The following is a 25,423-nucleotide window of genomic DNA, read 5'->3' on the forward strand; positions in this document are numbered from 1 at the left end:
TCTCCCGCGCGGTGCGGGAGCGGCACCCGCGAAAGGCTTCGCATGACGGACTACGGCCACGACCTGGTCTTCGGCACGTTCATCACCCCCACCAACGCCGACCCCCAGGCGCCCGTGCGCCTGGCGCAGGCGACCGAGGCGGCGGGCCTCGACCTGGTGACGTTCCAGGACCACCCGTACCAGCCCGGGTTCCTCGACACCTGGACGCTGCTGTCGTGGGTGGCCGCCCAGACCGAGCGCGTCACCGTCGCGGGCAACGTGCTCAACCTGCCGCTGCGGCCCCCGGCCGTGCTGGCGCGCGCCGTCGCGTCCCTCGACCTGCTGTCGGGTGGCCGCGCCGCGCTCGGCCTGGGCGCGGGCGGCTTCTGGGACCCGATCGTCGCGATGGGCGGCACCCGGCTGACGCCGGGCGAGTCCGTCGACGCCCTCGACGAGGCCCTCGACATCATCCGCGGCATCTGGGACGGCCGGGAGCGACGGGCCCTGCGGGTCGACGGCGCGCACCACCGCGTCGCCGGCGCCAAGCGCGGCCCCGAGCCCGCGCACGACGTCCCGGTCTGGCTCGGTGCGCTCAAGCCCCGCATGCTGCGGCTCATCGCGCGCAAGGCCGACGGCTGGCTTCCGTCGCTGGCGTACCTCAAGGACGGGGACCTGCAGCGCGGGCACGCGATCATCGACGAGGCGGCGCGGGAGGCGGGGCGCCACCCGGCCGAGATCCGGCGCCTGCTCAACGTGCAGGGCGCGGTGACTTCGCAGCCGCGGGGCTTCCTGCAGGGCCCGGTCGAGCAGTGGGTCGACGAGCTGGCCGCGCTCGCGCTGGAGGACGGCGTCGGCACGATGATCCTCGCCGCCGACGACCCGACCCTGATCCAGGTCTACGGCCAGGAGGTCGCGCCGGCCGTGCGCGAGCTGGTGGCGCGCGAGCGCGCGACGTCGGGCACGGCGCCGGCCGCCACGCAGCGCGGCGAGCGGGCGATCGCCCTGCGCCGCCCGGGCATCGACTACGCCGCGGTGCCGCCGTCGCTCGCCGCCTCCGCCGTCGAGCCCGGCGACCGCGCGTACGACGCGGTGCGGCACAACTACCTGCGCTCCGGCGCCCCCGGCCTCGTGCTCCGCCCGCGGGACACCGCGCAGGTGGCGGAGGCCGTGCGGTTCGCGCGGTCGCAGGACGTGCCGCTCGGCGTGCGGTCGGGCGGGCACGGCATCAGCGGCCGGTCGACGAACGACGGCGGCATCGTCGTCGACCTCGGCGCGCTCGACCAGGTCGAGGTCGTCGACGAGGCCACCCGGCGCGTGCGCGTCGGGGTGGGCGCGACCTGGGGCCGGGTGGCCGAGGCGCTCGCGCCGCGGGGCTGGGCCATCAGCTCGGGCGACTTCGGCGGGGTCGGCGTGGGCGGGCTCGCCACCGCGGGCGGCGTCGGCTTCCTCGGCCGCACCTACGGGCTGACGATCGACCACGTCGTCGCGGCCGAGGTCGTCACGGCGGACGGGCGCGTGGTGCGGGCGTCGGCCGACGAGAACCCGGACCTGTTCTGGGGGCTGCGCGGGGCGGGCGGCAACCTGGGCGTCGTGACGTGGGTGGAGATCGAGGCGATGGCGCTGGGGGACCAGGGCGCCGTCGTGTTCTCGCAGATGACGCTCGACGCCACCGACGTCGCGGGCACCCTCGAGCGCTGGGGACACGTGGTCGAGACCGCGCCGCGCGAGCTGACCAGCTTCCTCATCCTCTCGCCCGGGCGACGCGGGCGGCTCGCGGACGGCAGCGACGACCAGGGGCCCGTCGCCCAGCTCATGACCGTGTGGGCGGGCGACGACACCGACGCCGCCGTCGAGCAGCTCGAGCGCCTCGCGGGCGCCGGGCCGCTGCTCGGCCACCAGGCGTACCTGCTGCCGTACGCGGGCGTCGTGCAGGCGGGGGACAAGCACCACTCCGGCGGAGGCGACCCGGCCGTGCGCTCGGGGCTGGTGGCGCACCTGGACACCGCGACCGCCCGCGCCTTCGAGAAGTTGGCGCTGTCGGGCGAGTCGTACTTCCTCCAGGTACGCGCCACGGGCGGCGCGGCGAACGACGTCGAGGAGGGCGCGACGGCGTACGCGCACCGGCACCAGAACTTCCTGCTGTCGGCGATGTCGTCGTCCCAGGCCCGGCTCGACGCCGTGTGGGACGACGTCATGGCGCCGTACACCGACGGGCTGTACCTGTCGTTCGACACCGACACCCGGCCTGAACGGCTGCTCGACGCCTTCCCCGAGCCCACGCTCACCCGCCTGCGCGAGGTGAAGCGCGACTGGGACCCGGACAACGTGTTCCGCGCCAACTTTCCGGTGCCGCCGGCCCTCGCTGGTTGAGCTTGTCGAAACCCGGTGAGCCTGTCGAAACCCCGTGAGCCGCACGGAACCAGGTTTCGACAGGCTCAACCGGCGAGGGCGGCTGTGGGGGAAGATGTGGTCATGCCTCTCGCACCTCGGTACCTGGCCGACGACGCCCGCTACGAGTCGATGACCTACCGCCGCACCGGCCGTTCCGGCCTCGACCTGCCCGCCCTGTCGCTGGGCCTGTGGCACAACTTCGGCGACGTGAACCCGTTCGACACGCAGCGCGCCATCCTGCGCCGCGCGTTCGACCTGGGCATCACGCACTTCGACCTGGCCAACAACTACGGCCCGCCCTACGGCTCGGCGGAGGAGAACTTCGGCCGCCACCTGGCCAAGGACCTCGCGCCCTACCGCGACGAGCTCGTCATCTCCACCAAGGCCGGCTACGACATGTGGCCCGGCCCGTACGGCGACCACGGCTCGCGCAAGTACCTGCTCTCCTCGCTCGACCAGTCGCTGGGCCGCATGGGTCTGGACCACGTCGACGTCTTCTACCACCACCGCCCCGACCCCTCCACGCCCCTGACCGAGACGATGGGCGCGCTCGCGTCCGCCGTCCAGCAGGGCAAGGCGACGTACGTCGGCGTCTCCAACTACTCGCCGGCGCGCACGCGCGAGGCCGCGCGGGTGCTCGCCGACCTCGGCGTGCCGCTGCTCATCCACCAGCCCAGCTACTCGATGTTCAACCGGCACGTCGAGATCGCCGACCGCGAGGACCCGTACGACGGCCGCCAGAGCGAGTCGCTGCTCGACGTCGTCGGCGACCTGGGCGTCGGCACGATCGTCTTCTCCCCGCTGGCGCAGGGGCTGCTCACGGGCCGCTACCTGGGCGGCTCGGCGCCGGAGGGCTCGCGGGCCGCGCGCAGCGACTCGCCGTTCCTGTCGTCGTCGAACCTCACCGACACCTACCTGGAGCGGGCCCGCGCGCTGAACGCGATCGCCGAGGGCCGCGGCCAGACGCTCGCGCAGCTGGCGCTGTCGTGGGTGCTGCGCGACGACCGCATCACGTCCGCGCTGATCGGCGCGTCGAGCGTGGCGCAGCTCGAGGACAACGTGGCCGCCCTGTCGGCCCCGGCGCTCACCGAGGACGAGATCGCCGCCATCGAGCCGCACGCCGTGGACGGCACCGGCCGGTAGCACGCACTCGGTGGTTGAGCTTGTCGAAACCCCGTTCGCCGGTGATCGAGCCTGTCGAAATCCGAGGACAGGGTTTCGACAGGCTCAACCAGCGACTGGGCTCGACCGACGAAGGAGAGGGGAGGACCGATGGCGGTCTGCTGGTTCGTCGGGCTGACGACGCTCGACGTCGTGCACCGGGCGTCGGCGCGCCCGGGACCGAACGAGAAGATCACGGCGACGCGGCAGGACGTCGCGGCAGGCGGCCCGGCCGCCAATGCCGCGGTCACGGCGGCCGCGTGCGGGGCGCGGGCGGTGCTGGTCAGTGCGCTCGGCGCCGGGCCCGTCGCCCAGGCGGCGCGCGCCGACCTCGACGACGCCGAGGTGCAGGTGCACGACGTCGCCGGGCCGGACGAGGGGTTCCCCCTCGCCGTGTCCGCCGTGCTGGTCGACGAGGCGACGGGGGAGCGGTCGGTGGTCTCCGCCGACGCGGCGCTCGCCGTCGCGCCGGCACCGTCGCCCGGCGCGCTCGACGCCCTGCCGCGGCCCGACGTCGTCCTGCTCGACGGCCATCACCCCGCGATCGCGCGGGCCGTGCTGGACTTCGTCGAGGGGCTGCGGCCGCGGCCGCAGGTGGTGCTCGACGGCGGGCGGTGGCGGCCGGTGTTCGCGGAGCTGCTGCCCGCGGCGGACGTCGCCGCGCTCAGCGCGGACTTCACCGTGCCGGCCGACGTCGCGCCCGGCGCGGCCGACGCCGCGCACGGCGCGCTGCTGCTCGGGGCACGGTCCGTGGTGGTCACGCACGGCGGCGACCCGGTGACCTGGGCCCTGGCGCGCCGTCGCGACGACGGCGCCGTCGAGGCCGGCGAGCGCGGCACCGTGCCCGTGCCGCCGGTCGACGTGCGGGACTCCCTCGGCGCGGGCGACGCGTTCCACGGCGCGCTGGCCGTGGCCCTCGCCCGCGGGGCCGGCCTGCAGGACGCCTGTGCCACGGCGGTGAGCGTCGCGGGCGCCCGGGTGGGGAAGGTCGGGCCGCGCGCCTGGCTCGCGCACCTCCCCGAGCGGTCCCAGCCGCACGGCGGTACGGCCCGGCCCGCGTCGGACAGCTCCCGGGGTGACGGGTGACGGCGGTCGCGGCGACGACGGCGGAGCTCGTGGCCCGCGCCCGACGGCTGGCGGCGGGGGGCGAGCGCCGGATCCTCGGGATCGTCGGACCACCCGGGGCCGGCAAGTCGACGCTCGCTCGCGCCCTCGTGGAGGCGCTCGGGCCGGCGCTCGCCGTCGAGGTCGGGATGGACGGCTACCACCTGTCGAACGCCGTCCTCGCCGACCTCGGGCGCGGCAGCCGCAAGGGCGCGATCGACACCTTCGACGACGCCGGGTACGCGGCCCTGATCGGCCGCCTCGCGGACGCGCGGCCGGGCGACCCGCCCGTCTATGCGCCGGTGTTCCGCCGCGAGCTCGAGGAGCCCGTCGCGGCGGGGGCGGCCGTGCCCGGCGACGTGCCGCTGGTCGTGACGGAGGGCAACTACCTGCTCGCGCCGTCCGGGGCCTGGCCTGCGGCGCGGGCCCGGATGGCGGAGGTCTGGTACCTCGACGTGCCCGACGAGGTGCGCCTCACCCGCCTCGAGGAGCGGCACCACGCGTTCGGCAAGAGCCGCGACGACGCCCGCCGCTGGGCGCACGGCTCCGACCAGGCGAACGCGGAGCTGATCGAGGCGACGCGCGACCGCGCGGACGTCGTCGTCCGCTGGTCCTCCCGCCCCGCTGGTTGAGCCTGTCGAAACCTCGTGAGCCGCTCGTCACCGGGTTTCGACAGGCTCAACCAGCGGGATGGGGTTTCGACAAGCTCCACCAGCGATCTCAGAGGGCGCGGCGCGCGGCCTCGATGAGCGGGCGGATGCGGTAGGGGATCAGCTCGCCCATGGACAGGGACGTCTCGGTGCGCTCGACGCCGTCGATGGCGAGGATGGCGGCGTCGATGCGGAACAGGTGGTCGGTGTCCCGGCACACGACGTGCACGCGCAGGTCGGCGGCGCCGCTGTGCCCGTACGCCTGCACGACCTCGGGGATCCCGGCCAGCCGGTCGACGATGGCGGGCAGCTCGCGCTGCCGCACGGTGACCTCGAGGAACGCCGTCAGCGGGTGCCCGAGCGCGGCGGGGTTGATGCGCCGGTCGAAGGCGAGGAAGGCGCCCGACTCCTCGAGCCGGGTCAGCCGCGCGTGCACGGTGTTCCGGGACAGGCGCAGGCGCTCCGCGAGGGCGGCGATCGTGGCCCGCGGGTCGTCGGCGAGGGCCGTCAGGAGGCTCAGGTCCACGTCGTCGTAGCTGCGCACATCGACCAGCGTAACGGGGGCGGGCTGAGCACTCTGCGCAACGTGTCGCGGGGTGGTGGTCCCACTCTGTGAGCGGCGTTACGTTCGCGGTATCCGGCGCTCGACGAGGAGCATCCGGCGACACGCGAGGTGAGGCGACGATGCCCAGCACCATGGGTTCGACGTCCCGCGACGACCTGTCACGAGCGGGCGGAGCGCGGACGGAGACGGCGTCCGGTACGACGGACGGAACGACGGCAGGAAGCACGAACGGCAGCACGACGGCGGGCACGCAGGGCGCGACGCCGGGCGACGTCCCGGTCCGGCTGCTCGACGAGAAGGGCGTGCGGCACCCCGACCCGGCGCTCGACCGCTGGTTGACGGACGTCGACGCGGGCACGGACGAGGCCCGGGCGGCGCTGCTGACGCTGTACGAGGACATGGTCGTCGCGCGGCGCATCGACGCCGAGGCGACGGCGCTGCAGCGGCAGGGCGAGCTCGCGCTGTGGCCGCCGCTGCAGGGCCAGGAGGCAGCCCAGGTGGGTTCGGCCGCGGCGCTGCGCGCCGACGACTTCGTCTTCTCCAGCTACCGGGAGCACGCCGTCGCCCGCAAGCGCGGCGTGACCCCCGTGGACCTGCTGCGCGTGTGGCGCGGCATCACGGCGTCGGGCTGGGACCCGTACGCGGTGGGCATGGCGACGCCGCAGGTCATCATCGGCGCCCAGGCGCTGCACGGCGTGGGCTATGCGCTGGGGATCCAGGCCGACGTCGGGCGCGGCGCCGTCGAGGTGGGCGACGACGGCACGGCCGCCGTGGTGGCGTACGTCGGCGACGGCGCGATGAGCCAGGGCGACGTCAACGAGGCGTTCGTCTTCGCGGCCACCTGGCAGGTGCCGCTGGTGCTGTTCTGCCAGAACAACCAGTGGGCGATCTCGGAGCCGGTGTCGCTCCAGGCCACGGTGCCGCTGGTCCGCCGGGCCGCGGGCTTCGGCGTGCCGGGCGTGCGGGTGGACGGCAACGACGTGCTCGCCGTGCTCGCCGTGACGCGCGAGGCGCTGCACCGGGCGCGCGCCGGCGGCGGCCCCACCTTCGTCGAGGCCGTCACCTACCGCATGGGCCCGCACACCACCGCCGACGACCCGACCCGCTACCGCGACGCCGCCGAGCTGGACGAGTGGGCCGAGCGCGACCCCGTCGCCCGGCTCGCCGCGTACCTGCGGGCGGGCGGGCTGCTCGGCGAGGACGACGAGGCGCGGGTGCGTGCGGCGGCCGACGCGGTCGCCGCCGAGCTGCGGGCCGGCGTCGTCGCCCTGGAGGACCCGCCTCCGCTGAGCGTCTTCGACCATGTGTTCGCCGAGCCCCACCCGACGGTGGCGGCCGAGCGCGCCGAGCACGCGGCGTACCTGGCGGGGTTCGACGACATGGGCGACACCGACAGCACCACGGGCGCCGAGGGGGCCGACCGATGACCACCCAGACGCTGACCGTCGCCAAGGCGCTCGGCGCCGGCCTGCGCCGCGCGCTGACCGACGACCCGACCGTCATGGTGCTCGGCGAGGACATCGGCCGCCTCGGCGGCGTGTACCGCGTGACCGACGGGCTGCAGGCCGAGTTCGGCCCGCGCCGCGTGGTGGACACGCCGCTGGCGGAGTCCGGCATCCTCGGCACCGCGGTCGGTCTGGCGTACCGCGGCTACCGGCCGGTCGTGGAGATCCAGTTCGACGGGTTCGTGTACGTGGCGTTCGACCAGATCGTCAGCCAGCTCGCCAAGATGCACGCCCGGACGAACGGCGCCGTGCGGCTGCCCGTGACGATCCGCATCCCCGTGGCCGGCGGCATCGGCGCGGCCGAGCACCACTCCGAGTCGCCGGAGGCGTACTTCGTGCACACGGCCGGGCTGCGCGTGGTGTCGGTGTCGAACCCGCAGGACGCCTCGACGGTGCTGCGGCAGGCCATCGCCTGCGACGACCCGGTCGTGTTCTTCGAGCCCAAGCGGCTCTACCACGTCAAGGGGGAGGTGGACCCGGACGTGGCGCTCGACGCCGCGCCGCCGATGGCCGCCGCTCGGGTGGTCCGGCCGGGCGACGACGTCACGCTCGTGACGTTCGGCTCGCACGTCGCGACGGCGCTCGACGCCGCGACGGCGGCGTCCGACGAGGGCGTCTCGATCGAGGTGATCGACCTGCGCTCGCTGTCCCCGATCGACCACGACACGATCGCCGCGTCCGTGCGCCGCACCGGACGGCTCGTCGTGCTGCACGAGGGGCCGAGGCAGGCCGGCGTGGGCGCCGAGATCGCGACGTCGGTCACCGAGCGCTGCTTCGACTTCCTCGAGGCGCCGCCCGTCCGCGTCACCGGGTACGACATCCCGTACCCGCCCGCCAAGCTCGAGGGCAACCAGGTGCCCGACCTGGACCGCGTCCTCGTCGGCGTCGATCGCGTGCTCGGCCGGGTGCCGGCGTCGGGCGCCGGCGTGGAGGTGGGAGCGTGATGGCGACGCGCGAGTTCCGGCTCCCCGACCTCGGCGAGGGGCTGACCGAGTCCGAGGTCGTCGAGTGGCGCGTGGCCGTCGGCGACGCCGTCGAGCTCAACCAGGTGATCGCCGAGGTGGAGACCGCCAAGGCGCTGGTCGAGCTGCCGTCGCCGGTCGCCGGCGTCGTGCGGGTGCTGCACGCCGAGGAGGGACAGACCGTCGAGGTCGGCGAGCCGCTGGTCACCTTCGACCTGTCAGGACCAGGAGAACCAGGACCCGCTCCTGGCCCTGACAACTCCGGGGCGTCAGAGTCGTCAGGACCAGGAGAACCAGAACCTGCTCCTGGTCCTGACAACTCGGCGGGGGAGGACAGCCCGGAGCCGAACCTCGTCGGGTACGGCGCGCGGCCCGCGCGCACGGGTCGCCCGGCGCGACGGAGGCGCCGGGACGTCCCGGTCGCCACCGTCCCCTCAGCGACCGCGACGACGTCGGCCTCGGCGTCGTCCCGGAACGGCGTCGCGTCCACCCCGACGGACGGGCGCGAGCGGCCGCGCTCGACGCCGGTCGTGCGGGCGCTGGCGCGGCAGCGCGGCATCGACCTGGCCACGCTCACGGGCACCGGCCCGCACGGGCGGATCACGCGCGAGGACGTCGAGGCGGCGTCGTCGGGCACGACGGCGCCCGCCACGGCGGCGGGCACAGCGGCGGACGGCGAGACCCGGACGCCGGTGCGCAGCGTCCGCAAGCGCACGGCGGCGGCGATGGTCGCGAGCGCGGCGGCGCCGCAGGCGTCGGTGTTCCTCACCGTGGACGTCACGGCGAGCATGGAGCTGCTGGCGCGCCTCAAGACGCACCCGATGGCGGGCGGGCAGCGGATCACCGTGCTGGCGCTGGTGGCGCGCGCCGTCCTCGCGCTGCTGCCGCAGCACCCGGCGCTCACGAGCCGCTGGGTGGACCTGCCGGGCGGCGAGGCGGAGATCGTCCGTCCCGCGCACGTGAACCTCGGCATCGCCGTCGCGACCGACCGGGGCCTGGTCGTGCCGCACGTCCCCGCCGCGGACACGCTGTCCCTCACCGGGCTGGCCGCCGCGCTGACGGACCTGACGACGACGGCGCGGGCCGGCCGGACCGCGCCCGAGCGGCTCGTGAACGGCACGCTGACGATCACCAACATCGGCGTCTTCGGGGTGGACGCGGGCACGCCGATCCTCAACCCGGGCGAGCCGGCGATCCTCGGCCTCGGGCAGGTCGCCCGGCGCCCCTGGGAGCACGACGGCGAGGTGGCGCTGCGGCAGGTGACGACGCTCAGCCTGACGTTCGACCACCGCGTGGTGGACGGCGAGCAGGGCGCCCGGTTCCTCGCCGACCTCGGGGCGGTGCTCGCCGACCCGGCGCTCGCGATCCTCACCTCGCCGGTCTCGCTGGTCGAGCCTGTCGAGACCACGGCCACCCCAGTCTCGACGGGCTCGACCAGCGATGGGGAGGCCCCGTGACCACCCTGACCAGCGCGGTCGACCCCCGCACCGACGCGGCCCGCGCCAACGACGCGGCCCAGCGGGCGCTCGCGGACCGCCTGCGCGAGCGCACCGCCACGGCCGCCGTCGGCGGGACCCAGCGTGCCCGCGACCAGCACACGTCGCGCGGCAAGCTGCTGCCGCGCGACCGCGTGGCGCGGCTGCTCGACGAGGGCAGCCCGTTCCTCGAGGTCGCGCCGCTCGCGGCGTACGGGATCGACGCCGACCGTGCCGGTGAGCGTGGCGAGCCGGGCGAGTGGCCGGGCGCGGGCGTCATCGCCGGCATCGGGCTGGTGAGCGGGCGGCAGGTGATGGTGGTCTGCAACGACGCGACCGTCAAGGGCGGCACCTACCACCCGCTCACCGTGAAGAAGCACCTGCGGGCGCAGGAGATCGCGCTGGAGAACCGGCTGCCCTGCGTCTACCTCGTGGACTCGGGCGGCGCGTTCCTGCCGCGGCAGGACGAGGTGTTCCCCGACCGGGACCACTTCGGCCGGATCTTCTACCACCAGGCGAAGCTGTCGGCGGCGCGCATCCCGCAGATCTCCGCGGTGCTCGGCTCGTGCACGGCGGGCGGCGCGTACGTGCCGGCGATGAGCGACGAGACGGTCATCGTGCGGGGCCAGGGCACGATCTTCCTCGGCGGGCCGCCGCTGGTGAAGGCGGCGATCGGCGAGGACGTGACGGCCGAGGAGCTGGGCGGCGGGGAGCTGCACGCGCAGCGCTCCGGCGTCGTCGACCACCTCGCCGAGGACGACGAGCACGCGCTCGACCTCGTGCGCGACATCGTCGCCACCCTGCCGCCCGACCCGGAGCCGGCGTGGGAGGTCGCGCCGTCGCGCGAGCCCGTCGTCGACCCCGACGAGCTGTACGCCGTCGTACCAGCAGACGTGCAGCAGCCGTACGACCCGCGCGAGGTGATCGCCCGCATCGTCGACGGCAGCGAGCTGCACGAGTTCAAGCCCGAGTACGGCACCACGCTCGTCACGGGTTTCGCGCGCATCCACGGCCACCCGGTGGGGGTGCTGGCCAACGCGGGCGTGCTGTTCCGCGAGTCGGCGCTCAAGGGTGCGCACTTCGTGGAGCTCTGCGACCAGCGGGGGATCCCGCTGGTGTTCCTGCAGAACATCTCGGGGTTCATGGTCGGGCGCGACGCCGAGGCCGGCGGCATCGCCAAGGACGGCGCCAAGATGGTCACGGCCGTCGCGACCACCCGGGTGCCCAAGCTGACCGTCATCGTGGGCGGGTCGTTCGGCGCCGGGAACTACGCCATGTGCGGGAGGGCGTACTCGCCGCGGTTCCTGTGGTCGTGGCCCGGGTCGCGCATCTCCGTGATGGGCGGAGCGCAGGCGTCGTCGGTGCTCGCCACCGTGAAGCGCGACCAGCTCGCCCGCCGCGGCGAGGAGTGGGACGCGGGCGAGGAGGAGGCGTTCCGCGACGGTATCCGCGAGAGCTACGAGGCCGCCGGCGACCCGTACCACGCGACCTCGCGCCTGTGGGACGACGGCATCGTCGACCCGCCCGACACCCGCCGCCTGCTCGGCCTGGCGCTGGGCGTCGTCGCCCGCACGCCCCTGCCCGGCGCGGCGTCCACCGACACCGAGCCCCGCTTCGGGCTCTTCCGGATGTGAGCGCCATGACGACGCCATCGACCACCAGGCCGTTCGCCACCGTGCTCGTGGCCAACCGCGGCGAGATCGCCTGCCGCGTGATCGGCACGCTGCGCCGGCTGGGCATCCGGTCGGTCGCCGTGCACTCCGACGCGGACGCCGACGCCCGGCACGTGCGGGAGGCGGACCTCGCGGTGCGGATCGGCCCCGCGCCCGCGGCGCAGAGCTACCTGGACGTCGAGGCCGTCGTCGCGGCGGCCGTCGCGACCGGCGCCGACGCGATCCACCCGGGCTACGGCTTCCTGTCGGAGAACCCCGCGCTCGCCCGGGCGTGCGAGCGCGCCGGGATCGTCTTCGTCGGGCCGTCGGTCGAGGCGCTGGAGACGATGGCGGACAAGGCCGCGGCCAAGCGCCTCGTCGCCTCCCACGACGTGCCGGTGCTCCCCGGCACGCTCGACGACGGGATGGACGACGACGCCCTGGTCGCCGCGGCCGACGACGTCGGGTTCCCGCTCCTGGTCAAGCCGGTGGCGGGCGGCGGCGGCAAGGGCATGGAGGTCGTGCGTGCGGCGGGCGAGCTGCCCGGCGCGCTGGCGTCGGCCCGGCGCGTGGCGGGGGCGTCGTTCGGCGACGACGGGCTGCTGCTCGAGCGGCTCGTCGAGCGGCCGCGGCACATCGAGGTGCAGGTGCTGGCCGACACCCACGGCGGCGTCGTGCACCTGGGCGAGCGCGAGTGCACCCTGCAGCGCCGCCACCAGAAGGTGGTGGAGGAGGCGCCGTCGCCCGCCGTCGACGACGCGACCCGGGCGCGGCTGGGCGAGGCCGCCTGCGCCGTGGCGCGGTCGGTGGGGTACGTCGGCGCGGGCACCGTGGAGTTCCTCGCGCCCGGCGATGACCCCGGCACCTTCTGGTTCATCGAGATGAACACGCGCCTGCAGGTGGAGCACCCCGTGACCGAGCTGGTCACCGGCCTGGACCTCGTGGAGCAGCAGCTGCGCGTCGCGGCGGGGGAGCGGCTCGCGATCGGGCAGGACGACGTCCGGCTGGACGGGCACGCCGTCGAGGCCCGGCTGTACGCGGAGACGCCCGCGCGCGGGTTCCTCCCCGCCGCCGGGCAGGTGCTCGCCTATGACGACGCGGGCGTGCCCGCCGGCCCGGGGGCCACGCCGCTGCGCCTCGACAGCGGCCTGCTGCCGGGCAGCGACGTGACCGGCGACTACGACCCGATGCTCGCCAAGGCCGTGGCCTGGGCGCCCACCCGGGCCGAGGCGATCGCGCGGCTCGACGGCCTGCTGGCCGACGTCGTCGTGCTGGGCGTCGAGACCAACGCCGGCTTCCTGCGCGACCTGCTGGCCGACGACGACGTGCGCGCCGGCCGCCTCGACACGGGGCTGATCGACCGCTTCGTCTCCCGGTCGCTGGTCGCGCCTGTCGAGACCGTCCGGTCGGTCGAGACGGTGGCGGCCGCGCTGCTGATGCTCCCGCCGGACGGCGGTGCCGGAGGCCCGTGGGCCGCCGCCGACGGCTGGCGGCTGAACGCCCCGCCCGCGCCGCGCCGCTCGGTGCTCGTGGACACGACGGGCACGGAGCACGCCGTCGCCGTCACCGGGACGCCCGACGACGCCGTCGTCACGGTCGACGACGGCGAACCAGTCCGTGCCTCCCTGCGGCCGGCCGACGGCCGCCGCCTGCTCACCGTCGGCGGCATCACCCGGCTCCTGGTCGCCGCTGTGAGCGGAGGACACGCCCACGACACGCCGACCGAGCGGGCCAACCGCCCGCTCACAGCGACACCGACGGTGGTGTGGACGCACCTCGACGGGCGGACGTCGTCGTTCACGGTGCTCGACCGGGCGGCGCTGGCTGCACGACGGCGCGAGGCCCGCGCGCTCACCGGCGGCGAGGACGGCGCGGCGCAGGCCGCCCCGGTGCGCGTCGCGATGCCCGGCACGGTGTCCGCCGTGCCGGTCGCGGACGGCGACGTGGTCGCCGCCGGCCAGCCCGTCGTCGTCGTCGAGGCGATGAAGATGGAGCACCCGCTGCTCGCGCCCGTCGGCGGCGTCGTGCGGCTCGACGTGCGACCGGGCGACCAGGTGCGCCTCGACCAGGTGGTCGCCGTCGTCGACCCCTCCGAGACCGGTCCGAAGGACCCACCCGCCGACCCACCCGAGGACCACGCTCCCGCGCCGGCAGACCCCGCCGTCGCGGCAGCACACTCCACCACCCGAGGAGCGTCATGATCAGCGAGACCCAGTCGACCGTGCTCACCGACGAGCAGCGCAAGCTCAGCCAGGTGGTGCGCGAGTTCGCCGACCAGGTGGTGGCACCCGCCGCCTACCAGTACGACACGGAGCGGCGCCTGCCGGTCGAGATCATCGCCCAGATGGGCGAGCTCGGGCTGTTCGGACTGCCGTTCCCGGTGGACGTGGGCGGGCAGGGCAAGGACTACGTCTCGCTGTGCCTCGCGGTCGAGGCGCTCGCGCGCGTGGACCAGTCGATCGCCGTGACGCTCGAGGCGGGCGTCGGGCTGGGCATCATGCCGATCTTCCGGCACGGCACGGACGAGCAGAAGCAGCGCTGGCTGCCCGACCTGGTGAGCGGGCGCGCGCTGGCGGCCTTCGGCCTCACGGAGGCGGGGGCCGGGTCCGACGCCGGCGCCACGCGCACCACGGCGCGCCGGGACGAGAGCACCGGCGAGTGGGTGATCGACGGGTCCAAGCAGTTCATCACCAACTCCGGCACGCCGATCACCAGCGTCATCACGGTCACCGCGGTGACCGGGGAGCGCACCGGCGACGACGGCGTCGTCCACAAGGAGCTGTCGTCGTTCCTCGTGCCGTCGGGCACGCCCGGCCTGACCGTGGAGCCCGCCTACGACAAGGTCGGGTGGCACACCTCCGACACCCACCCGCTGACGCTCGACGGCGTCCGCGTCCCGGCGGGGAACCTGCTGGGCGAGCAGGGCCGCGGGTTCGCGAACTTCCTGCGCGCGCTCGACGAGGGGCGCATCGCCTTCGCCGCGCTCGCGACCGGTGCGGCGCAGGGCTGCCTCGAGGAGGCGCTGCGCTACGCGAAGGAGCGCCGGGTCTTCGGCCACGCGATCGGCGGCAACCAGCACATCGCGTTCACGCTGGCCCGCATGCAGGCCCGGGTGCACTCGGCGCGGCTGTGCTGGCTGGACGCGGCGCTGAAGCAGACCCGCGGCAAGCCGTTCAAGGCGGAGGCGTCGGTGGCGAAGCTCGTGGGCGGCGAGGCCGCGATGGCGAACGCGCGCGACGCGTCGCAGATCTTCGGCGGCTACGGCTTCCTCAACGAGAACGCCGTGGCGCGGCACTACCGCGACTCGAAGATCCTCGAGGTCGGCGAGGGCACCACCGAGGTGCAGCTCATGATCCTCGCCCGCGACCTGGGGCTGGCGTCGTGAGCCCCGGCGGTTCGGCACGAGCGAGGGAGGGCGTCATGCGTGACGAGGTGCAGCGCGGCCTGTACTACGACGAGCTGGAGCCGGACGTGCGCTACGTGCACCGGCCGGGGCGCACGATGACGGAGGCGGACAACACGCTGTTCACGTCCGTCACGATGAACCCGCAGGGGCTGCACCTGGACGCGGCGTGGGCGGCGACCCAGCCGTTCGGCCGCCCCCTGGTGAACTCGATGCTCACGCTGGCCACGCTGGTGGGGCTGTCGGTGGCGCACCTGACCCGCGGCACGCTCGTGGCGAACCTCGGCTTCTCGGAGGTGGCGTTCCCGCACCCGATGTTCCACGGCGACACGCTGTACGCGGAGACGACGGTGACCGAACGGCGCCTGTCGCGCTCGCGGCCCGGCACGGGCGTCGTGACGGCGGAGCACGTGGGCCGCAACCAGGACGGCGACGTCGTGGCCCGTGCCGTGCGGACCATGCTGATGTGGACGCGGGAGGGGCACGAGGAGCACGAGCACAAGAACGCGACCGAGCACGGCGGGGGCGTGCTGTGAACCCCGCCCCCTTCGCCCTCGGCCCGGCGCTGCTGTTCTGCCCGGCCGACCGGCCCGACCGGTACGCCAAGGCCCTGGACCGCGCCGACGCGGCGATCCTCGACCTCGAGGACGCCGTCGCGCCCGGTCGCAAGGAGGCCGCCCGGGCGGCGCTGGCGGAGACGCTGCTCGACCCCGAGCGGGTGATCGTGCGGGTCAACGCGGTCGGCACCCCCGACCACGACGCCGACCTCGCCGCCCTCGCCCGCACGCCGTACCGCACCGTGATGCTGCCGAAGGCGGACGGGCGCTTCGTCGGCCCGCTGCTCGCGCCGGACGGCGGCCCGTACGCCGTCGTCGCGCTGTGCGAGACGGCCGCGGGCGTGCTCGCCGCGCCCGCGCTCGCCGCCCGGCCCGACGTCGTCGCCCTCGCGTGGGGCGCCGAGGACCTGGTGGCGTCGCTGCACGGCACGTCCAGCCGCCGGCCCGACGGCGGCTACCGCGACGTCGCCCGGCACGCGCGGTCCGCCGTCCTGCTCGCGGCCGGGGCGGCCGGCAAGGCGGCGATCGACGCCGTGCACCTGGAGCTCGACGACCTCGAGGGTCTGCGGGACGAGGCGCGGGACGCCGCGGCCAGCGGGTTCGTCGCGTCGCTGTGCGTGCACCCGAGCCACGTCGCCGTCGTGCGCGCCGCGTTCGCGCCGTCGGAGGCCGAGGTGGAGCGGGCGCGCGAGGTGCTGGCGGCCGCCGCCGGGCGGGCCGAGGCGCTCGCCGACCTGCCCGCCGGACGCTCGGCCGACTCCGGCGTGCTCACCGTAGGCGGCCAGATGGTGGACGCCCCGCTGCTGCGGCACGCCGAGGCCGTGCTGCGCCGGGCGGAGCAAGCAGGGCAGGGCGCGGAAGGCACTCCCGACGGCACCGCCGTCGGACGTACGGTCGAGGAGAACGGGGGACGACGATGACGAGGACCACCGACAGGCGGCAGCCCGGCGCCGTGGCCGCGCTGGACGGCCTGCTGCGCGACGGCATGACCATCGCCGTCGGCGGGTTCGGCCTGAGCGGCAACCCGAACGACCTCATCGAGGCGGTGCGCGACTCGGGCGTCAAGGACCTGACGATCGTGTCCAACAACATGGGCGTGGACGGCAAGGGGCTCGGCATCCTGCTGGAGAACGACCAGGTGCGGCGGGTGCTCGCGTCGTACGTGGGGGAGAACAAGCTGTTCGCGCAGCAGTACCTGGACGGCGTGCTCGAGGTCGAGTTCGTGCCGCAGGGCACGCTCGCCGAGCGGCTGCGGGCCGGCGGTGCGGGCATCCCGGCGTTCTACACGCCGACGGGCGTCGGCACCCCCGTCGCCGAGGGCAAGCCCGTGGACGAGATCGACGGCCGCCGGTACGTGCTGGAGCGAGCCATCGTGGCCGACCTGTCGCTGGTGCACGCGCGGCGCGCGGACCGGTTCGGCAACCTCGTCTACCGGTACACCGCCCGCAACTTCAACCCGGTCGTCGCCACGGCGGGCCGGGTGACCGTCGTGGAGGCGGAGGAGATCACCGACGAGCCGATCGACCCGGACGTCGTCGTGACGCCCGGCATCTACACCCACCGCCTCGTGCTGGCGCGCGAGCGGGTCAAGGACATCGAGCAGCGCACGGTGCGGCCGGCTCCGGTGGTTGAGCCCGTCGAGCCCGCGAACCGGGTTTCGACAGGCTCAACCAGCGATCACGAGGGAGGTGCGGCATGACCTGGACGCGCGACGAGATGGCGGCCGTGGCGGCGCAGGAGCTGCGCGACGGCGACTACGTCAACCTCGGCATCGGCATCCCGACCCTGGTGGCGAACCACCTGCCGCCCGGTGTCGGCATCACGCTCCAGAGCGAGAACGGGCTGCTCGGCATCGGGCCGTTCCCCGTCGAGGGCAGCGAGGACGCCGATCTCATCAACGCGGGCAAGCAGACGGTCACCGCCGTCCCGGGGGCGAGCTTCTTCGACGCGGCGGACTCGTTCGCCATGATCCGCGGCGGCCACGTCGACATCGCGATCCTGGGCGCGCTGCAGGTGTCGGCCACCGGCGACCTGGCGAGCTGGACCGTGCCCGGCAAGCTCGTCAAGGGCATGGGCGGCGCGATGGACCTCGTGGTCGGCGCGCGACGCATCGTCGCGCTCATGGACCACGTCGCCCGCGACGGGTCGCCCAAGCTGCGCCGGCGCTGCACCCTGCCGCTGACCGGCGAGGGCGTCGTCGACCGGATCGTCACCGACCGCGCGGTGCTCGACGTGACCGACCACGGCCTGGAGGCCGCGTTCGTGCTGCGCCGGCTCGCGCCCGGGGTGACCGTCGACGAGGTGCGCGACGCCACCGAGGCGGAGATCGTCGTCCCGCTGGTCGAGCCTGTCGAGACCCGGGTCTCGACAGGCTCGACCAGCGAGCAGAGAGAGGAGCAGCCATGACCGTGATCGCGGGGTACCGGCGCACGCCGTTCGTGCGCTCGAACGGGGCGTTCGCGAACGTCCCGGCGACGGCGCTGGGCGCGCACGCCCTGGCGGCGGCGCTCGCGGCGGCGGGCGTCGAACCGGGGGAGGTGGACGTCGTCGTCGGTGGGCAGGTGCTGCAGGGCGGCGCCGGGCAGAACCCGGCCCGGCAGGCGGGCGTCGGCGCGGGGGTCCCGATGACCGTGCCGGCCGTCACGCTCAACGCCGTCTGCCTCTCCGGGGCGGAGGCCGTGGTGCAGGCGCACCGGCTGATCGCCGGCGGCGAGGCGGAGATCGTCGCGGTGGTCGGCATGGAGTCGATGACGCTGGCCCCGCACGCCTGGGTCGGCTCGCGCGCGGGCCAGAAGTTCGGCCCGGTCGAGCTGATCGACACGATGGCGCACGACGGGCTGACCGACGCGTTCGAGCACGACTCGATGGGGCTCAGCACCGAGCGGCACGGCGAGGAGATGGCCGCCGCGGCCTGGAACACGCGCGAGGCGCAGGACGCGCTGGCCGTCGCGTCGCACACGCGCGCGGCCAAGGCGGCGGACCTGCTCGCCGCGGAGATCGCGCCCTACGACGTCCCCGGCCGGCGCGGCACCGTCCGCGTCGAGGCCGACGACGGCGTGCGGCCGGACTCCACGCTCGACGGGCTCGCCCGGCTGCGGCCGGCGTTCCGCGAGGACGGCACCATCACCGCGGGGAACGCGTCGCAGATCTCCGACGGCGCGGCGGCGCTGGTGCTCGTGTCCGACGACGTGGCCGCCGCGCGCGGGCTGACCGGCGTGCGTGTGCGCTCGCACGCGCTGGTCGCGGGGCCGGACGTGGGCCTGCACGCCCAGCCCGCGAACGCGATCGCCGCCGCCTGCGAGCGGGCCGGCGTCGCCCCGCGCGACCTCGGCGCCGTCGAGATCAACGAGGCCTTCGCCGCGGTGGTGCTCGCGTCGGTGGACATGCTCGGCCTGGACCCGGAGTTGGTGAACGCGCACGGCGGCGCCATCGCGCTGGGGCACCCGATCGGGGCGTCCGGCGCGCGGGTCGTGGGGCACCTGGCCCGGCGGCTGGAGCTGCTCGGCGCCGGGTCGGTGGGCGTCGCGGCCCTGTGCGGCGGCGGCGGCCAGGGGTCGGCGGTGCTGCTGGAGGCCCCCGCTGGTTGAGCCTGTCGAAACCTGACGCCGCTGGTTGAGCCTGTCGAAACCTGACGCCGCTGGTTGAGCCTGTCGAAACCCTGCGAGGGGTCTCGACAGGCTCGACCGACGGTCACTGTGCGACAGCGACAGTCACGAGGACGAACGCGGCGACGATGAGCGCGAGGCGCACGAGGTGCAGCCGGTCCCACCGGGTCGACTGCTCGCGGTGGTCGTCGGGGGCGGTCTCGGGTGTCCAGGTCTTCGACCGGTCGGCGATCGGCACCAGCAGCGTGACGGACAGGACCACGCTGGCGAGCAGCAGCCCGACGGCGGTCCACGCCAGGGTGGCGGCGCCCGGCACCACGAGCGCGGCGGCGGCGACCAGCAGCGTGGAGCCGATGTACCAGAACGGCATCAGGCGGCCGAGCATCCTGGCGCCGTGCGAGCGGGCGAGCACCCTGGCGTCCTCCGGCAGCGCGTCGGTGATCGGGTTGATCACGAACGCGACGGACAGCTCCACCCCCACCATCAGTCCGGTGACGACGACGGCGACGATCGGCAACCACTCCATGACAGCCTCTTCCCTCGACGGAATCTAGCAACGCTAGGAAACGTACCAGTGATCTGCTAGCAGTGCTAGGGTCGGCGTCATGACCACACCCGCTGCAGCCCGCCGAGCCCGTCAGGTCGCCGAGCGCCGGGAGCGGATCGTCGCGGTGGCCCGAGCCCTCGCCGAGGAGCAGGGCTGGGAGGCCGTGACGATCCGTCGGCTCGCGGACGCGATCGAGTACAGCCAGCCCGTGCTCTACGGGCACTTCCCGCAGGGCCGCACCGAGATCGTCACCGCTGTCGCGATGGCGGGGTTCGAGGAGCTGGCCGTGGTGCTCTCGGCCGCGACGTCCGGGGAGGCAGGGACGGACGCCGAGCGCGTACGCGCGCTCGTGACGGCGTACCTCGACTTCGCCGCGCAGCATCCCGCCACCTACGACGCGATGTTCCTGCTGCCCGTGCTGATCCCGTTCGCCTCGGACGACACGCCGGAGGCCCTGCGTGCGGGCTTCGCGGCGATCGAGGGGGCGCTGACCGGCCTCGAGTCGCCGCCGCCCGACCCCGCGACCGCGGCCGAGGTTCTCTGGGGCGCGGTGCACGGCCTCGTCGCGCTGCACCGCGCGGGCCGCCTGTCGGCCGGGAACGACGAGCGCCGGGTGGACGAGCTCGTCCGCCTCGTCACCGCCGCCGTGGACTGAGCCCGTCGACACCCGGTGACCTGGACCCCGACCCGCTCGGTCGCCGGGCTCTGGCAGGATCGGGCCGTGACTTCCGCGACGACGCGCATCCTCATCCTCGCCGGCCGCGGCCGCCACGAGGACCCGTGGCACGACCACGCGGCCACCTCCCACCGGCTGGCGCTGGTGCTCTCGGGGCTGGACCTGGCGGCGGGCGCCCCCGACGTCGTCGTGCGGTCGACCTTTCCCGACGCCCTCGACGACCTGGACGACGTCGACCTGCTCGTCGTCAACGCGGGCACCCCGTGGCCTGGGTTCCGGGAGGCGGGGATCGGCCCCGACGACGCGGCGTGGGCGCCGTTCCACGCCCGCCTCGACGCGTGGGCCCGCGCGGGCGGGCGGATCCTCGCCGTGCACCAGGCGGCCAACGCCTTCGGCGACCACCCGGGGTGGGAGGAGGTGCTCGGCGGGCGCTGGGTGCCGGGGGAGTCGTACCACCCGCCCTTCGGCCCCGCGACGCTGGCGCTCGCGGCCGGGACGCACCCGATCACGGAGGGGCTCGGCGCCGTCGAGGTCGACGACGAGCGCTACTGCCACCTGCGCGTCGCACCGTCGTCCCAGGTGCTGGGCTGGGTGACCGACGACGACGGCGAGCGCCACCCCGCCGTCTGGGTCGCCGACGCCCACGGCGGCCGCACCGTGTACTCCGGGCTCGGGCACGACGTGCGCGCCTACGACTCGCCGGCGCATGCCGAGCTGCTCCGCCGCGCGGCCACCTGGCTGCTGGAGGGTTGACCGCGGAGTATCTTGACGTCGAGATACTCCGACGACGAGGAGACGACGTGCGGCTGCATCACGTGCAGGTGGCCTGCCCGCCGGGCGGCGAGGACGCGGCGCGCGCGTTCTACGGCGCGGGGCTGGGGCTGACCGAGGTGGCCAAGCCGCCGGAGCTGGCGGGCCGGGGCGGCTGCTGGTTCCGGGGGTTCGACGACGACGGCGCCGTGGTCGCCGAGATCCACGTGGGCGTGGAGGAGCCGTTCGTCCCGGCGCGCAAGGCGCACCCGGCCCTGGTGGTCGACGACGCCGCCGGCCTCGACACGACGGCGGACCGGCTCGAGGCGGCGGGCTTCGGCGTCGACCACTCGGAGCGCGAGACGTTCTCCGGGTACCTGAGGTTCCACACCCGCGACCGCGCGGGCAACCGCGTCGAGGTGCTCGCGCCTGCCTGACGGCTCGGGCGCCGGGCGCCCTACCCCTCCGTCTCCTGTAGCGGGTCCTCCGGGCGATGGCGTGCGATGACCTCGGCGGTCAGCTCCACCGCGAGAGGTTCCTCGGTCCAGAGGCTGAGCGCGGGGAGCACGGCGCGCACGTGAGCCGATCCGGGCGTCGCGCGTGTCCACTCGGAGCCGCCGATGGACACCGGCATGCGGGCGTATTCGCCCGGGTCGAGCGGGACCGCGGCGTCCTGGCTCCCGAAGAAGGCGAAGCCGAAGGACGTCCGCTCCTCCCCGGGGGACAACAGGAGCCCGGCCGCCACAACGAGTTCCCCTTCCCGCGGGGTCCAGCTGGCGGTGCCCACGTTGACGAGATCGACCGCGAGGTGCTCGATGTCGGGTCGTGTCGCCGACGGACCCGACCAGCGCAGGACCAGTCCGCGGGAACGCTCGGGGTCGCTCGGGAGCGCGGCGTCGCGAGGCGTCATGCGCCGAGCATCCCAGGCGCGCCGGGATGCGCAAACGGCCGCGGCGTCAGTTCTGGTTCGGCAGCGGGTGACCCTCCGAGGCCTGCACGACGACGATCCCCTGGCCCGTGAGCCCGAGCTGGTACGCCTCGCCCGAGCCGCGGCCGATGGCGGCGCCGAGCTTCGCCGTCTTGCGCACGGTGCTGGTGAGCGTCGTCGACCAGAGCACGACGCTCTGCATGTCGACGAACGTGGGCTCGTCGACCTCGAGCACGACGGGCGTGCCGTACGCGGTGACGGCGAGCGCGCCGGAGCCGGTGAACGTCGTGTTGAACAGCCCGCCGCTGAGCACCGACGCCCCCTGGACACGGTTGATGTCCCAGGTGAGCGTGCTCTCGAAGGCGAGGATGTTGCTGCCCGAGACGGTGACGCTCTCGTTCTCCAGGTACAGCACGAAAACCTCGTCGGCGTCCTGGGCGAGGAAGACGTCACCGCCGCCGGAGACCTTCATCAGCGACATGCCCTCGCCGGTGAACGCCTTCTTGAAGAGCTTGGTCATCCCGCCCGCGCCCTCGTAGGCGAAGTCGACGTCGCCCTGGTAGGCGATCATCGACCCCTGCTTGGCGTAGAAGAACCCGCCGGAACCGGCGAGGTCGACCTTGAGCATCCGCGGGTTGACGAGCTGGAAGCTGCCCGGCTCGCCCTGCGGCTCGGTGTGGTGGAAGAGGCTGCTGCGCATGGACGCCATCCTGCCGTCGCGCGGGGTCGCACACATCCGCCGGGAGGATGAGGGGCGTCCACCGATGGTCACCGGGCGAGCGCCCACCACTGGAGCAGCATGATGGTCTTGCCGTCCACGATGCGCCCGTCGCGGACCATCGTGAGGGCGTCGTCCAGGCCGAGCTCCACGACCTCGATGTCCTCGCCCTCGGCGGCCACCCCGCCACCGGGCCCGGTGCGGTCCCGCCCGGTGTAGGGCGCCGCGTAGAAGTGCACCCGCTCCGTGACCGACCCCGGGCTCATGTACGCGGTGAACACGTGCTCGACCGGCCCGACGATGACGCCCAGCTCCTCGGCGACCTCGCGACGGATCGCGGTCTCGGGGTCGTCGTCGTCCAGCAGGCCGGCAGCCGTCTCGAGCAGCATCCCGTCCGGGTGGTCGTTGACGTAGGCCGGGAACCGGAACTGGCGCGTGAGGAGCACGGTGGACCGTGCAGCATCGTGCAGAAGGATCGTCGCGCCGTCGCCGCGGTCGTAGGTCTCGCGCTGCAGGGTCTGCCAGCGCCCGTCGCGGCGGCGGTAGTCGAAGGTCGTGCGGCGCAGCACGTGCCAGCCGGTGGAGGTGAGCTCGACGTCCCGCACGACGACGCCCGGGTTGCGGTCCAGGCCCCGCCCCGCCCGGTCGAGCCCGGTCCGGCCGCGGTGGTCGGGGACGTCGACCCCGGGCCGCCCGCTCACCGGTCGTCCTGCCCGTCGTCCTGCCGGTCCTGCCTGGCGAGCCGCGGAACGTCGGCGACGTCGTAGTACACCGGGAGACCGCGGCTCGTGGCGATCGCGACGTCCTGGTCGGCCCCGGTCGACTCGCCCGGCAGCCGGAGCACGGCGTCGCAGTGCTGCAGCAGCCGCTGCGCCGTCGGGTAGAGCACGTCGTCGGCCAAGGTGTCGTCCAGGGTGGCTCCGGCCGAGCGCAGCACCGGCAGCGCCACCCACTCGCCGATCATGGGGACGTGGCCCGCCTCGAAGATCGGCCAGGCGGCCTCCTCGAGGCGCCGGAGGTTGGCCGCCATCGCGGCCGGGTCACCGCCGGTGCCCGATCGGTAGGGCCCGGCGATGAGGATGAGCAGTGGTCTCGTCATGAGCGTAGACTAAGCACAAACATGAAGAACTACGAAGAAACGAGATGACCATGCTGGCAGCCGAGAGGCGCGACCACCTCCTGGAGACCCTGCGCCGCGACGGCAAGATCGTCGCGAAGACGGCCGCGGCCGAGCTCGGCCTCTCGGAGGACAGCATCCGGCGCGACCTGCGGGAGCTCGCCGCCGAGGGGCTGTGCCAGCGGGTCTACGGCGGCGCGCTGCCGGTGTCCCCGGCGCTGGCCGACTACGACGGCCGCCGGCGGGTCGCGGTGGCCGGCAAGCAGCTCGTGGCCGCGGCCGCGGTGCGGCTGATCGACCCCGGCAGCACGGTGATCCTCGACGGCGGCACCACCGCGCTGGCGATCGCGTCAGGCCTGCCGGCCGACCTGCGGTGCACCGTGATCACGCACAGTCCGACCGTCGCGGCGGCGCTGGTCGAGCACCCCGTCGCGGAGGTCTTCGTCCTGGGCGGCCGGCTCTTCAAGCACTCCGCGGTGGCGAGCGGCGCCGCGGCTGTCGAGGCGGCGCAGCAGGTCTCGGCGGACGTGTTCTTCCTCGGCGTCACGGGCATCCACCCGGAGGCCGGGCTGACCACGGGTGACGCGGACGAGGCGGCCATGAAGCGGGCGCTGGCGTCCCGGGCCGCCGAGACCTACGTGCTGGGCTCGTCCGAGAAGGTGGGCGCCGCCTCGCCGTACCGGGTGATCGGCTTCGACGCCGTCGCCGGCGTGATCACCGACGCCGACCCGGGCTCCGACGTCGTGCGCCGGCTCGGTGAGCAGGTCCGCGTCGTCGAGGCTGGGCGGTGAACGACGTGCCCCTGGACTACCGCCACGTCGACGTCTTCGCCGACCGGCCGTTCACCGGCAACAGCCTCGCCGTCGTCCCCGGCGCCGCCGGCCTCACCGCGGCCCAGATGCTCGCGATCACCCAGGAGCTGCGGCACTTCGAGACCATCTTCCTGGGCGACACCGAGGACTCTGCCGAGGCCTCGCCCGACGTCGCCGCCCGGGTCTTCGACCTGTTCGAGGAGCTCGACTTCGCCGGCCACCCCGTCCTGGGCGCGGCCGCGGTCCTGCACGAGCGCGCGGGCGGCTCCGGCGCCCGGCGCTGGCGATTCCACCTGACCGCCAGGACGGTCGAGGTGACCACCCGGCCCAGCGCCGCCGGCTACCACGCCGAGCTCGACCAGGGCCCACCGGAGCTCCTCGGCACCGTGCCGGACGCGGACAGGGCCGAGATCGCCGCGGCCCTGAACCTGCCCGCCGGCGCGCTCGCTGACCTTCCCTTCGACGTCGTCTCCACCGGCCTGAGCTATCTCGTCGTCCCCGTCGTCGCCGGGCTGGCCGAGGCGCGGATCGTCCGCGACGACTTCGCCGACCTGGTCGGGCGGTTCGGCGCCCAGTTCGTCTACGTGCTCGATGTCGAGGCGCGGGAGGGCCGCACCTGGAACAACGACGGCGTCCTGGAGGACGTCGCGACCGGCAGTGCCGCCGGCTGCGTCGGCGCCTACCTGGCGCGGCACGGTGTCGTGCCCGCCGACGAGGCCTTCGTCCTGCACCAGGGCCGCTTCACCGGCCGCCCGAGCCGGCTCACCGTCCTGCCCCAGGGCCTCCCCGACGCGCTGCACAACGTCCGGGTCGGCGGCGACGTGAGCATGGTGGCCCGGGGGACCCTCGACGTCATCCCCGGGTGA

General features: G+C 74.7%; 26 protein-coding genes. 20 read left to right on the forward strand and 6 right to left on the reverse strand.

Annotated features, from left to right (window positions below):
• Nucleotides 1-42: 42 nt before the first annotated feature.
• From AAG589_RS05640 to AAG589_RS05655, 4 genes are all read left to right on the forward strand, one after another.
• The gene (locus tag AAG589_RS05640; RefSeq protein ID WP_430566294.1) at nucleotides 43-2,349 is read left to right on the forward strand and encodes an LLM class flavin-dependent oxidoreductase; all 2,307 of its coding nucleotides are present in this window, start codon (nucleotides 43-45) and stop codon (nucleotides 2,347-2,349) included.
• 102 nt (nucleotides 2,350-2,451) lie between these two features.
• Nucleotides 2,452-3,513 (forward strand): L-glyceraldehyde 3-phosphate reductase, encoded by a 1,062-nt coding sequence (gene mgrA, locus AAG589_RS05645; RefSeq protein WP_430566295.1) that lies wholly within the window; start codon nucleotides 2,452-2,454, stop codon nucleotides 3,511-3,513.
• Between the two features lie 129 nt (nucleotides 3,514-3,642).
• The gene (locus tag AAG589_RS05650; protein ID WP_430566296.1) at nucleotides 3,643-4,617 is read left to right on the forward strand and encodes a carbohydrate kinase family protein; all 975 of its coding nucleotides are present in this window, start codon (nucleotides 3,643-3,645) and stop codon (nucleotides 4,615-4,617) included.
• Nucleotides 4,614-5,267, forward strand: a complete 654-nt coding sequence (locus AAG589_RS05655) for a nucleoside/nucleotide kinase family protein (protein WP_430566297.1) — start codon at nucleotides 4,614-4,616, stop codon at nucleotides 5,265-5,267. The genes AAG589_RS05650 and AAG589_RS05655 overlap by 4 nt, the downstream gene beginning before the upstream one ends.
• A gap of 88 nt (nucleotides 5,268-5,355) precedes the next feature.
• Here AAG589_RS05655 and AAG589_RS05660 read toward each other — a convergent pair whose 3' ends face one another.
• Nucleotides 5,356-5,829 (reverse strand): Lrp/AsnC family transcriptional regulator, encoded by a 474-nt coding sequence (locus AAG589_RS05660; RefSeq protein ID WP_430566298.1) that lies wholly within the window; start codon nucleotides 5,827-5,829, stop codon nucleotides 5,356-5,358.
• 140 nt (nucleotides 5,830-5,969) lie between these two features.
• On the opposite strand from AAG589_RS05660, the gene AAG589_RS05665 reads away from it, so the two are divergent.
• Genes AAG589_RS05665 through AAG589_RS05715 form a run of 11 tightly spaced genes read left to right on the forward strand, consistent with a single transcriptional unit; the run spans nucleotide 5,970 to nucleotide 18,991 of the window.
• Nucleotides 5,970-7,277, forward strand: a complete 1,308-nt coding sequence (locus AAG589_RS05665) for a thiamine pyrophosphate-dependent dehydrogenase E1 component subunit alpha (protein ID WP_430566299.1) — start codon at nucleotides 5,970-5,972, stop codon at nucleotides 7,275-7,277.
• Complete coding sequence (locus AAG589_RS05670; protein WP_430566300.1) at nucleotides 7,274-8,299, forward strand: alpha-ketoacid dehydrogenase subunit beta; 1,026 nt, start codon at nucleotides 7,274-7,276, stop codon at nucleotides 8,297-8,299. Before AAG589_RS05665 ends, AAG589_RS05670 begins: the two co-directional genes overlap by 4 nt.
• Complete coding sequence (locus AAG589_RS05675) at nucleotides 8,299-9,774, forward strand: dihydrolipoamide acetyltransferase family protein (RefSeq protein ID WP_430566301.1); 1,476 nt, start codon at nucleotides 8,299-8,301, stop codon at nucleotides 9,772-9,774. The genes AAG589_RS05670 and AAG589_RS05675 overlap by 1 nt, the downstream gene beginning before the upstream one ends.
• Nucleotides 9,771-11,426 (forward strand): carboxyl transferase domain-containing protein, encoded by a 1,656-nt coding sequence (locus AAG589_RS05680; protein ID WP_430566302.1) that lies wholly within the window; start codon nucleotides 9,771-9,773, stop codon nucleotides 11,424-11,426. Before AAG589_RS05675 ends, AAG589_RS05680 begins: the two co-directional genes overlap by 4 nt.
• Nucleotides 11,427-11,431: 5 nt before the next feature.
• Nucleotides 11,432-13,645 (forward strand): acetyl/propionyl/methylcrotonyl-CoA carboxylase subunit alpha, encoded by a 2,214-nt coding sequence (locus AAG589_RS05685; RefSeq protein ID WP_430566303.1) that lies wholly within the window; start codon nucleotides 11,432-11,434, stop codon nucleotides 13,643-13,645.
• Nucleotides 13,642-14,829: an acyl-CoA dehydrogenase family protein gene (locus tag AAG589_RS05690; protein ID WP_430566304.1), complete on the forward strand. Its 1,188-nt coding sequence runs from the start codon at nucleotides 13,642-13,644 to the stop codon at nucleotides 14,827-14,829. Before AAG589_RS05685 ends, AAG589_RS05690 begins: the two co-directional genes overlap by 4 nt.
• A gap of 35 nt (nucleotides 14,830-14,864) precedes the next feature.
• Nucleotides 14,865-15,383 (forward strand): MaoC family dehydratase, encoded by a 519-nt coding sequence (locus AAG589_RS05695; protein WP_430566305.1) that lies wholly within the window; start codon nucleotides 14,865-14,867, stop codon nucleotides 15,381-15,383.
• Nucleotides 15,380-16,324, forward strand: a complete 945-nt coding sequence (locus AAG589_RS05700; protein ID WP_430566306.1) for an HpcH/HpaI aldolase/citrate lyase family protein — start codon at nucleotides 15,380-15,382, stop codon at nucleotides 16,322-16,324. Before AAG589_RS05695 ends, AAG589_RS05700 begins: the two co-directional genes overlap by 4 nt.
• Complete coding sequence (locus AAG589_RS05705; protein ID WP_430566307.1) at nucleotides 16,321-17,103, forward strand: CoA transferase subunit A; 783 nt, start codon at nucleotides 16,321-16,323, stop codon at nucleotides 17,101-17,103. The genes AAG589_RS05700 and AAG589_RS05705 overlap by 4 nt, the downstream gene beginning before the upstream one ends.
• Nucleotides 17,100-17,810: a CoA transferase subunit B gene (locus AAG589_RS05710; protein ID WP_430566308.1), complete on the forward strand. Its 711-nt coding sequence runs from the start codon at nucleotides 17,100-17,102 to the stop codon at nucleotides 17,808-17,810. Before AAG589_RS05705 ends, AAG589_RS05710 begins: the two co-directional genes overlap by 4 nt.
• Nucleotides 17,807-18,991: an acetyl-CoA C-acyltransferase gene (locus AAG589_RS05715; protein WP_430566309.1), complete on the forward strand. Its 1,185-nt coding sequence runs from the start codon at nucleotides 17,807-17,809 to the stop codon at nucleotides 18,989-18,991. Before AAG589_RS05710 ends, AAG589_RS05715 begins: the two co-directional genes overlap by 4 nt.
• Nucleotides 18,992-19,094: 103 nt before the next feature.
• Here the strand turns inward: AAG589_RS05715 and AAG589_RS05720 are convergent, their stop codons facing one another.
• The gene (locus AAG589_RS05720; RefSeq protein WP_430566310.1) at nucleotides 19,095-19,535 is read right to left on the reverse strand and encodes a DUF1772 domain-containing protein; all 441 of its coding nucleotides are present in this window, start codon (nucleotides 19,533-19,535) and stop codon (nucleotides 19,095-19,097) included.
• Between the two features lie 79 nt (nucleotides 19,536-19,614).
• Between AAG589_RS05720 and AAG589_RS05725 the strand changes: the two genes are divergently transcribed.
• The 3 genes from AAG589_RS05725 (at nucleotide 19,615) to AAG589_RS05735 (ending at nucleotide 21,419) form a co-directional block, all read left to right on the forward strand.
• Nucleotides 19,615-20,211 carry a TetR/AcrR family transcriptional regulator gene (locus AAG589_RS05725; protein WP_430566311.1) on the forward strand — a complete coding sequence of 199 codons (597 nt, stop codon included), beginning with the start codon at nucleotides 19,615-19,617 and terminating at the stop codon, nucleotides 20,209-20,211.
• A 66-nt stretch (nucleotides 20,212-20,277) separates the two neighbouring features.
• Nucleotides 20,278-20,985, forward strand: coding sequence for a ThuA domain-containing protein (locus AAG589_RS05730; protein ID WP_430566312.1), 708 nt, complete (start codon nucleotides 20,278-20,280; stop codon nucleotides 20,983-20,985).
• Nucleotides 20,986-21,032: 47 nt separating this feature from the next.
• Nucleotides 21,033-21,419 (forward strand): VOC family protein, encoded by a 387-nt coding sequence (locus AAG589_RS05735; RefSeq protein WP_430566313.1) that lies wholly within the window; start codon nucleotides 21,033-21,035, stop codon nucleotides 21,417-21,419.
• Nucleotides 21,420-21,439: 20 nt separating this feature from the next.
• Here AAG589_RS05735 and AAG589_RS05740 read toward each other — a convergent pair whose 3' ends face one another.
• The 4 genes from AAG589_RS05740 to AAG589_RS05755 form a co-directional block, all read right to left on the reverse strand.
• Nucleotides 21,440-21,892, reverse strand: coding sequence for a hypothetical protein (locus AAG589_RS05740; protein ID WP_430566314.1), 453 nt, complete (start codon nucleotides 21,890-21,892; stop codon nucleotides 21,440-21,442).
• 46 nt (nucleotides 21,893-21,938) lie between these two features.
• Nucleotides 21,939-22,610, reverse strand: a complete 672-nt coding sequence (locus AAG589_RS05745) for an AIM24 family protein (protein WP_430566315.1) — start codon at nucleotides 22,608-22,610, stop codon at nucleotides 21,939-21,941.
• A gap of 68 nt (nucleotides 22,611-22,678) precedes the next feature.
• Entirely contained in the window at nucleotides 22,679-23,329 is a 651-nt protein-coding gene (locus AAG589_RS05750; RefSeq protein WP_430566316.1) for an NUDIX domain-containing protein, read from the reverse strand.
• Nucleotides 23,326-23,727, reverse strand: coding sequence for a DUF4406 domain-containing protein (locus tag AAG589_RS05755; RefSeq protein ID WP_430566317.1), 402 nt, complete (start codon nucleotides 23,725-23,727; stop codon nucleotides 23,326-23,328). The genes AAG589_RS05750 and AAG589_RS05755 overlap by 4 nt, the downstream gene beginning before the upstream one ends.
• Nucleotides 23,728-23,777: 50 nt before the next feature.
• Here AAG589_RS05755 and AAG589_RS05760 point away from each other — a divergent pair, with 50 nt between their 5' ends.
• Together AAG589_RS05760 and AAG589_RS05765 are read left to right on the forward strand one after the other, a co-directional pair.
• Nucleotides 23,778-24,536 carry a DeoR/GlpR family DNA-binding transcription regulator gene (locus AAG589_RS05760; protein ID WP_430566318.1) on the forward strand — a complete coding sequence of 253 codons (759 nt, stop codon included), beginning with the start codon at nucleotides 23,778-23,780 and terminating at the stop codon, nucleotides 24,534-24,536.
• Nucleotides 24,533-25,423, forward strand: a complete 891-nt coding sequence (locus AAG589_RS05765) for a PhzF family phenazine biosynthesis protein (protein WP_430566319.1) — start codon at nucleotides 24,533-24,535, stop codon at nucleotides 25,421-25,423. Before AAG589_RS05760 ends, AAG589_RS05765 begins: the two co-directional genes overlap by 4 nt.

The organism is Isoptericola sp. F-RaC21, assembly GCF_038593535.1.
Classification (GTDB): domain Bacteria; phylum Actinomycetota; class Actinomycetes; order Actinomycetales; family Cellulomonadaceae; genus Isoptericola.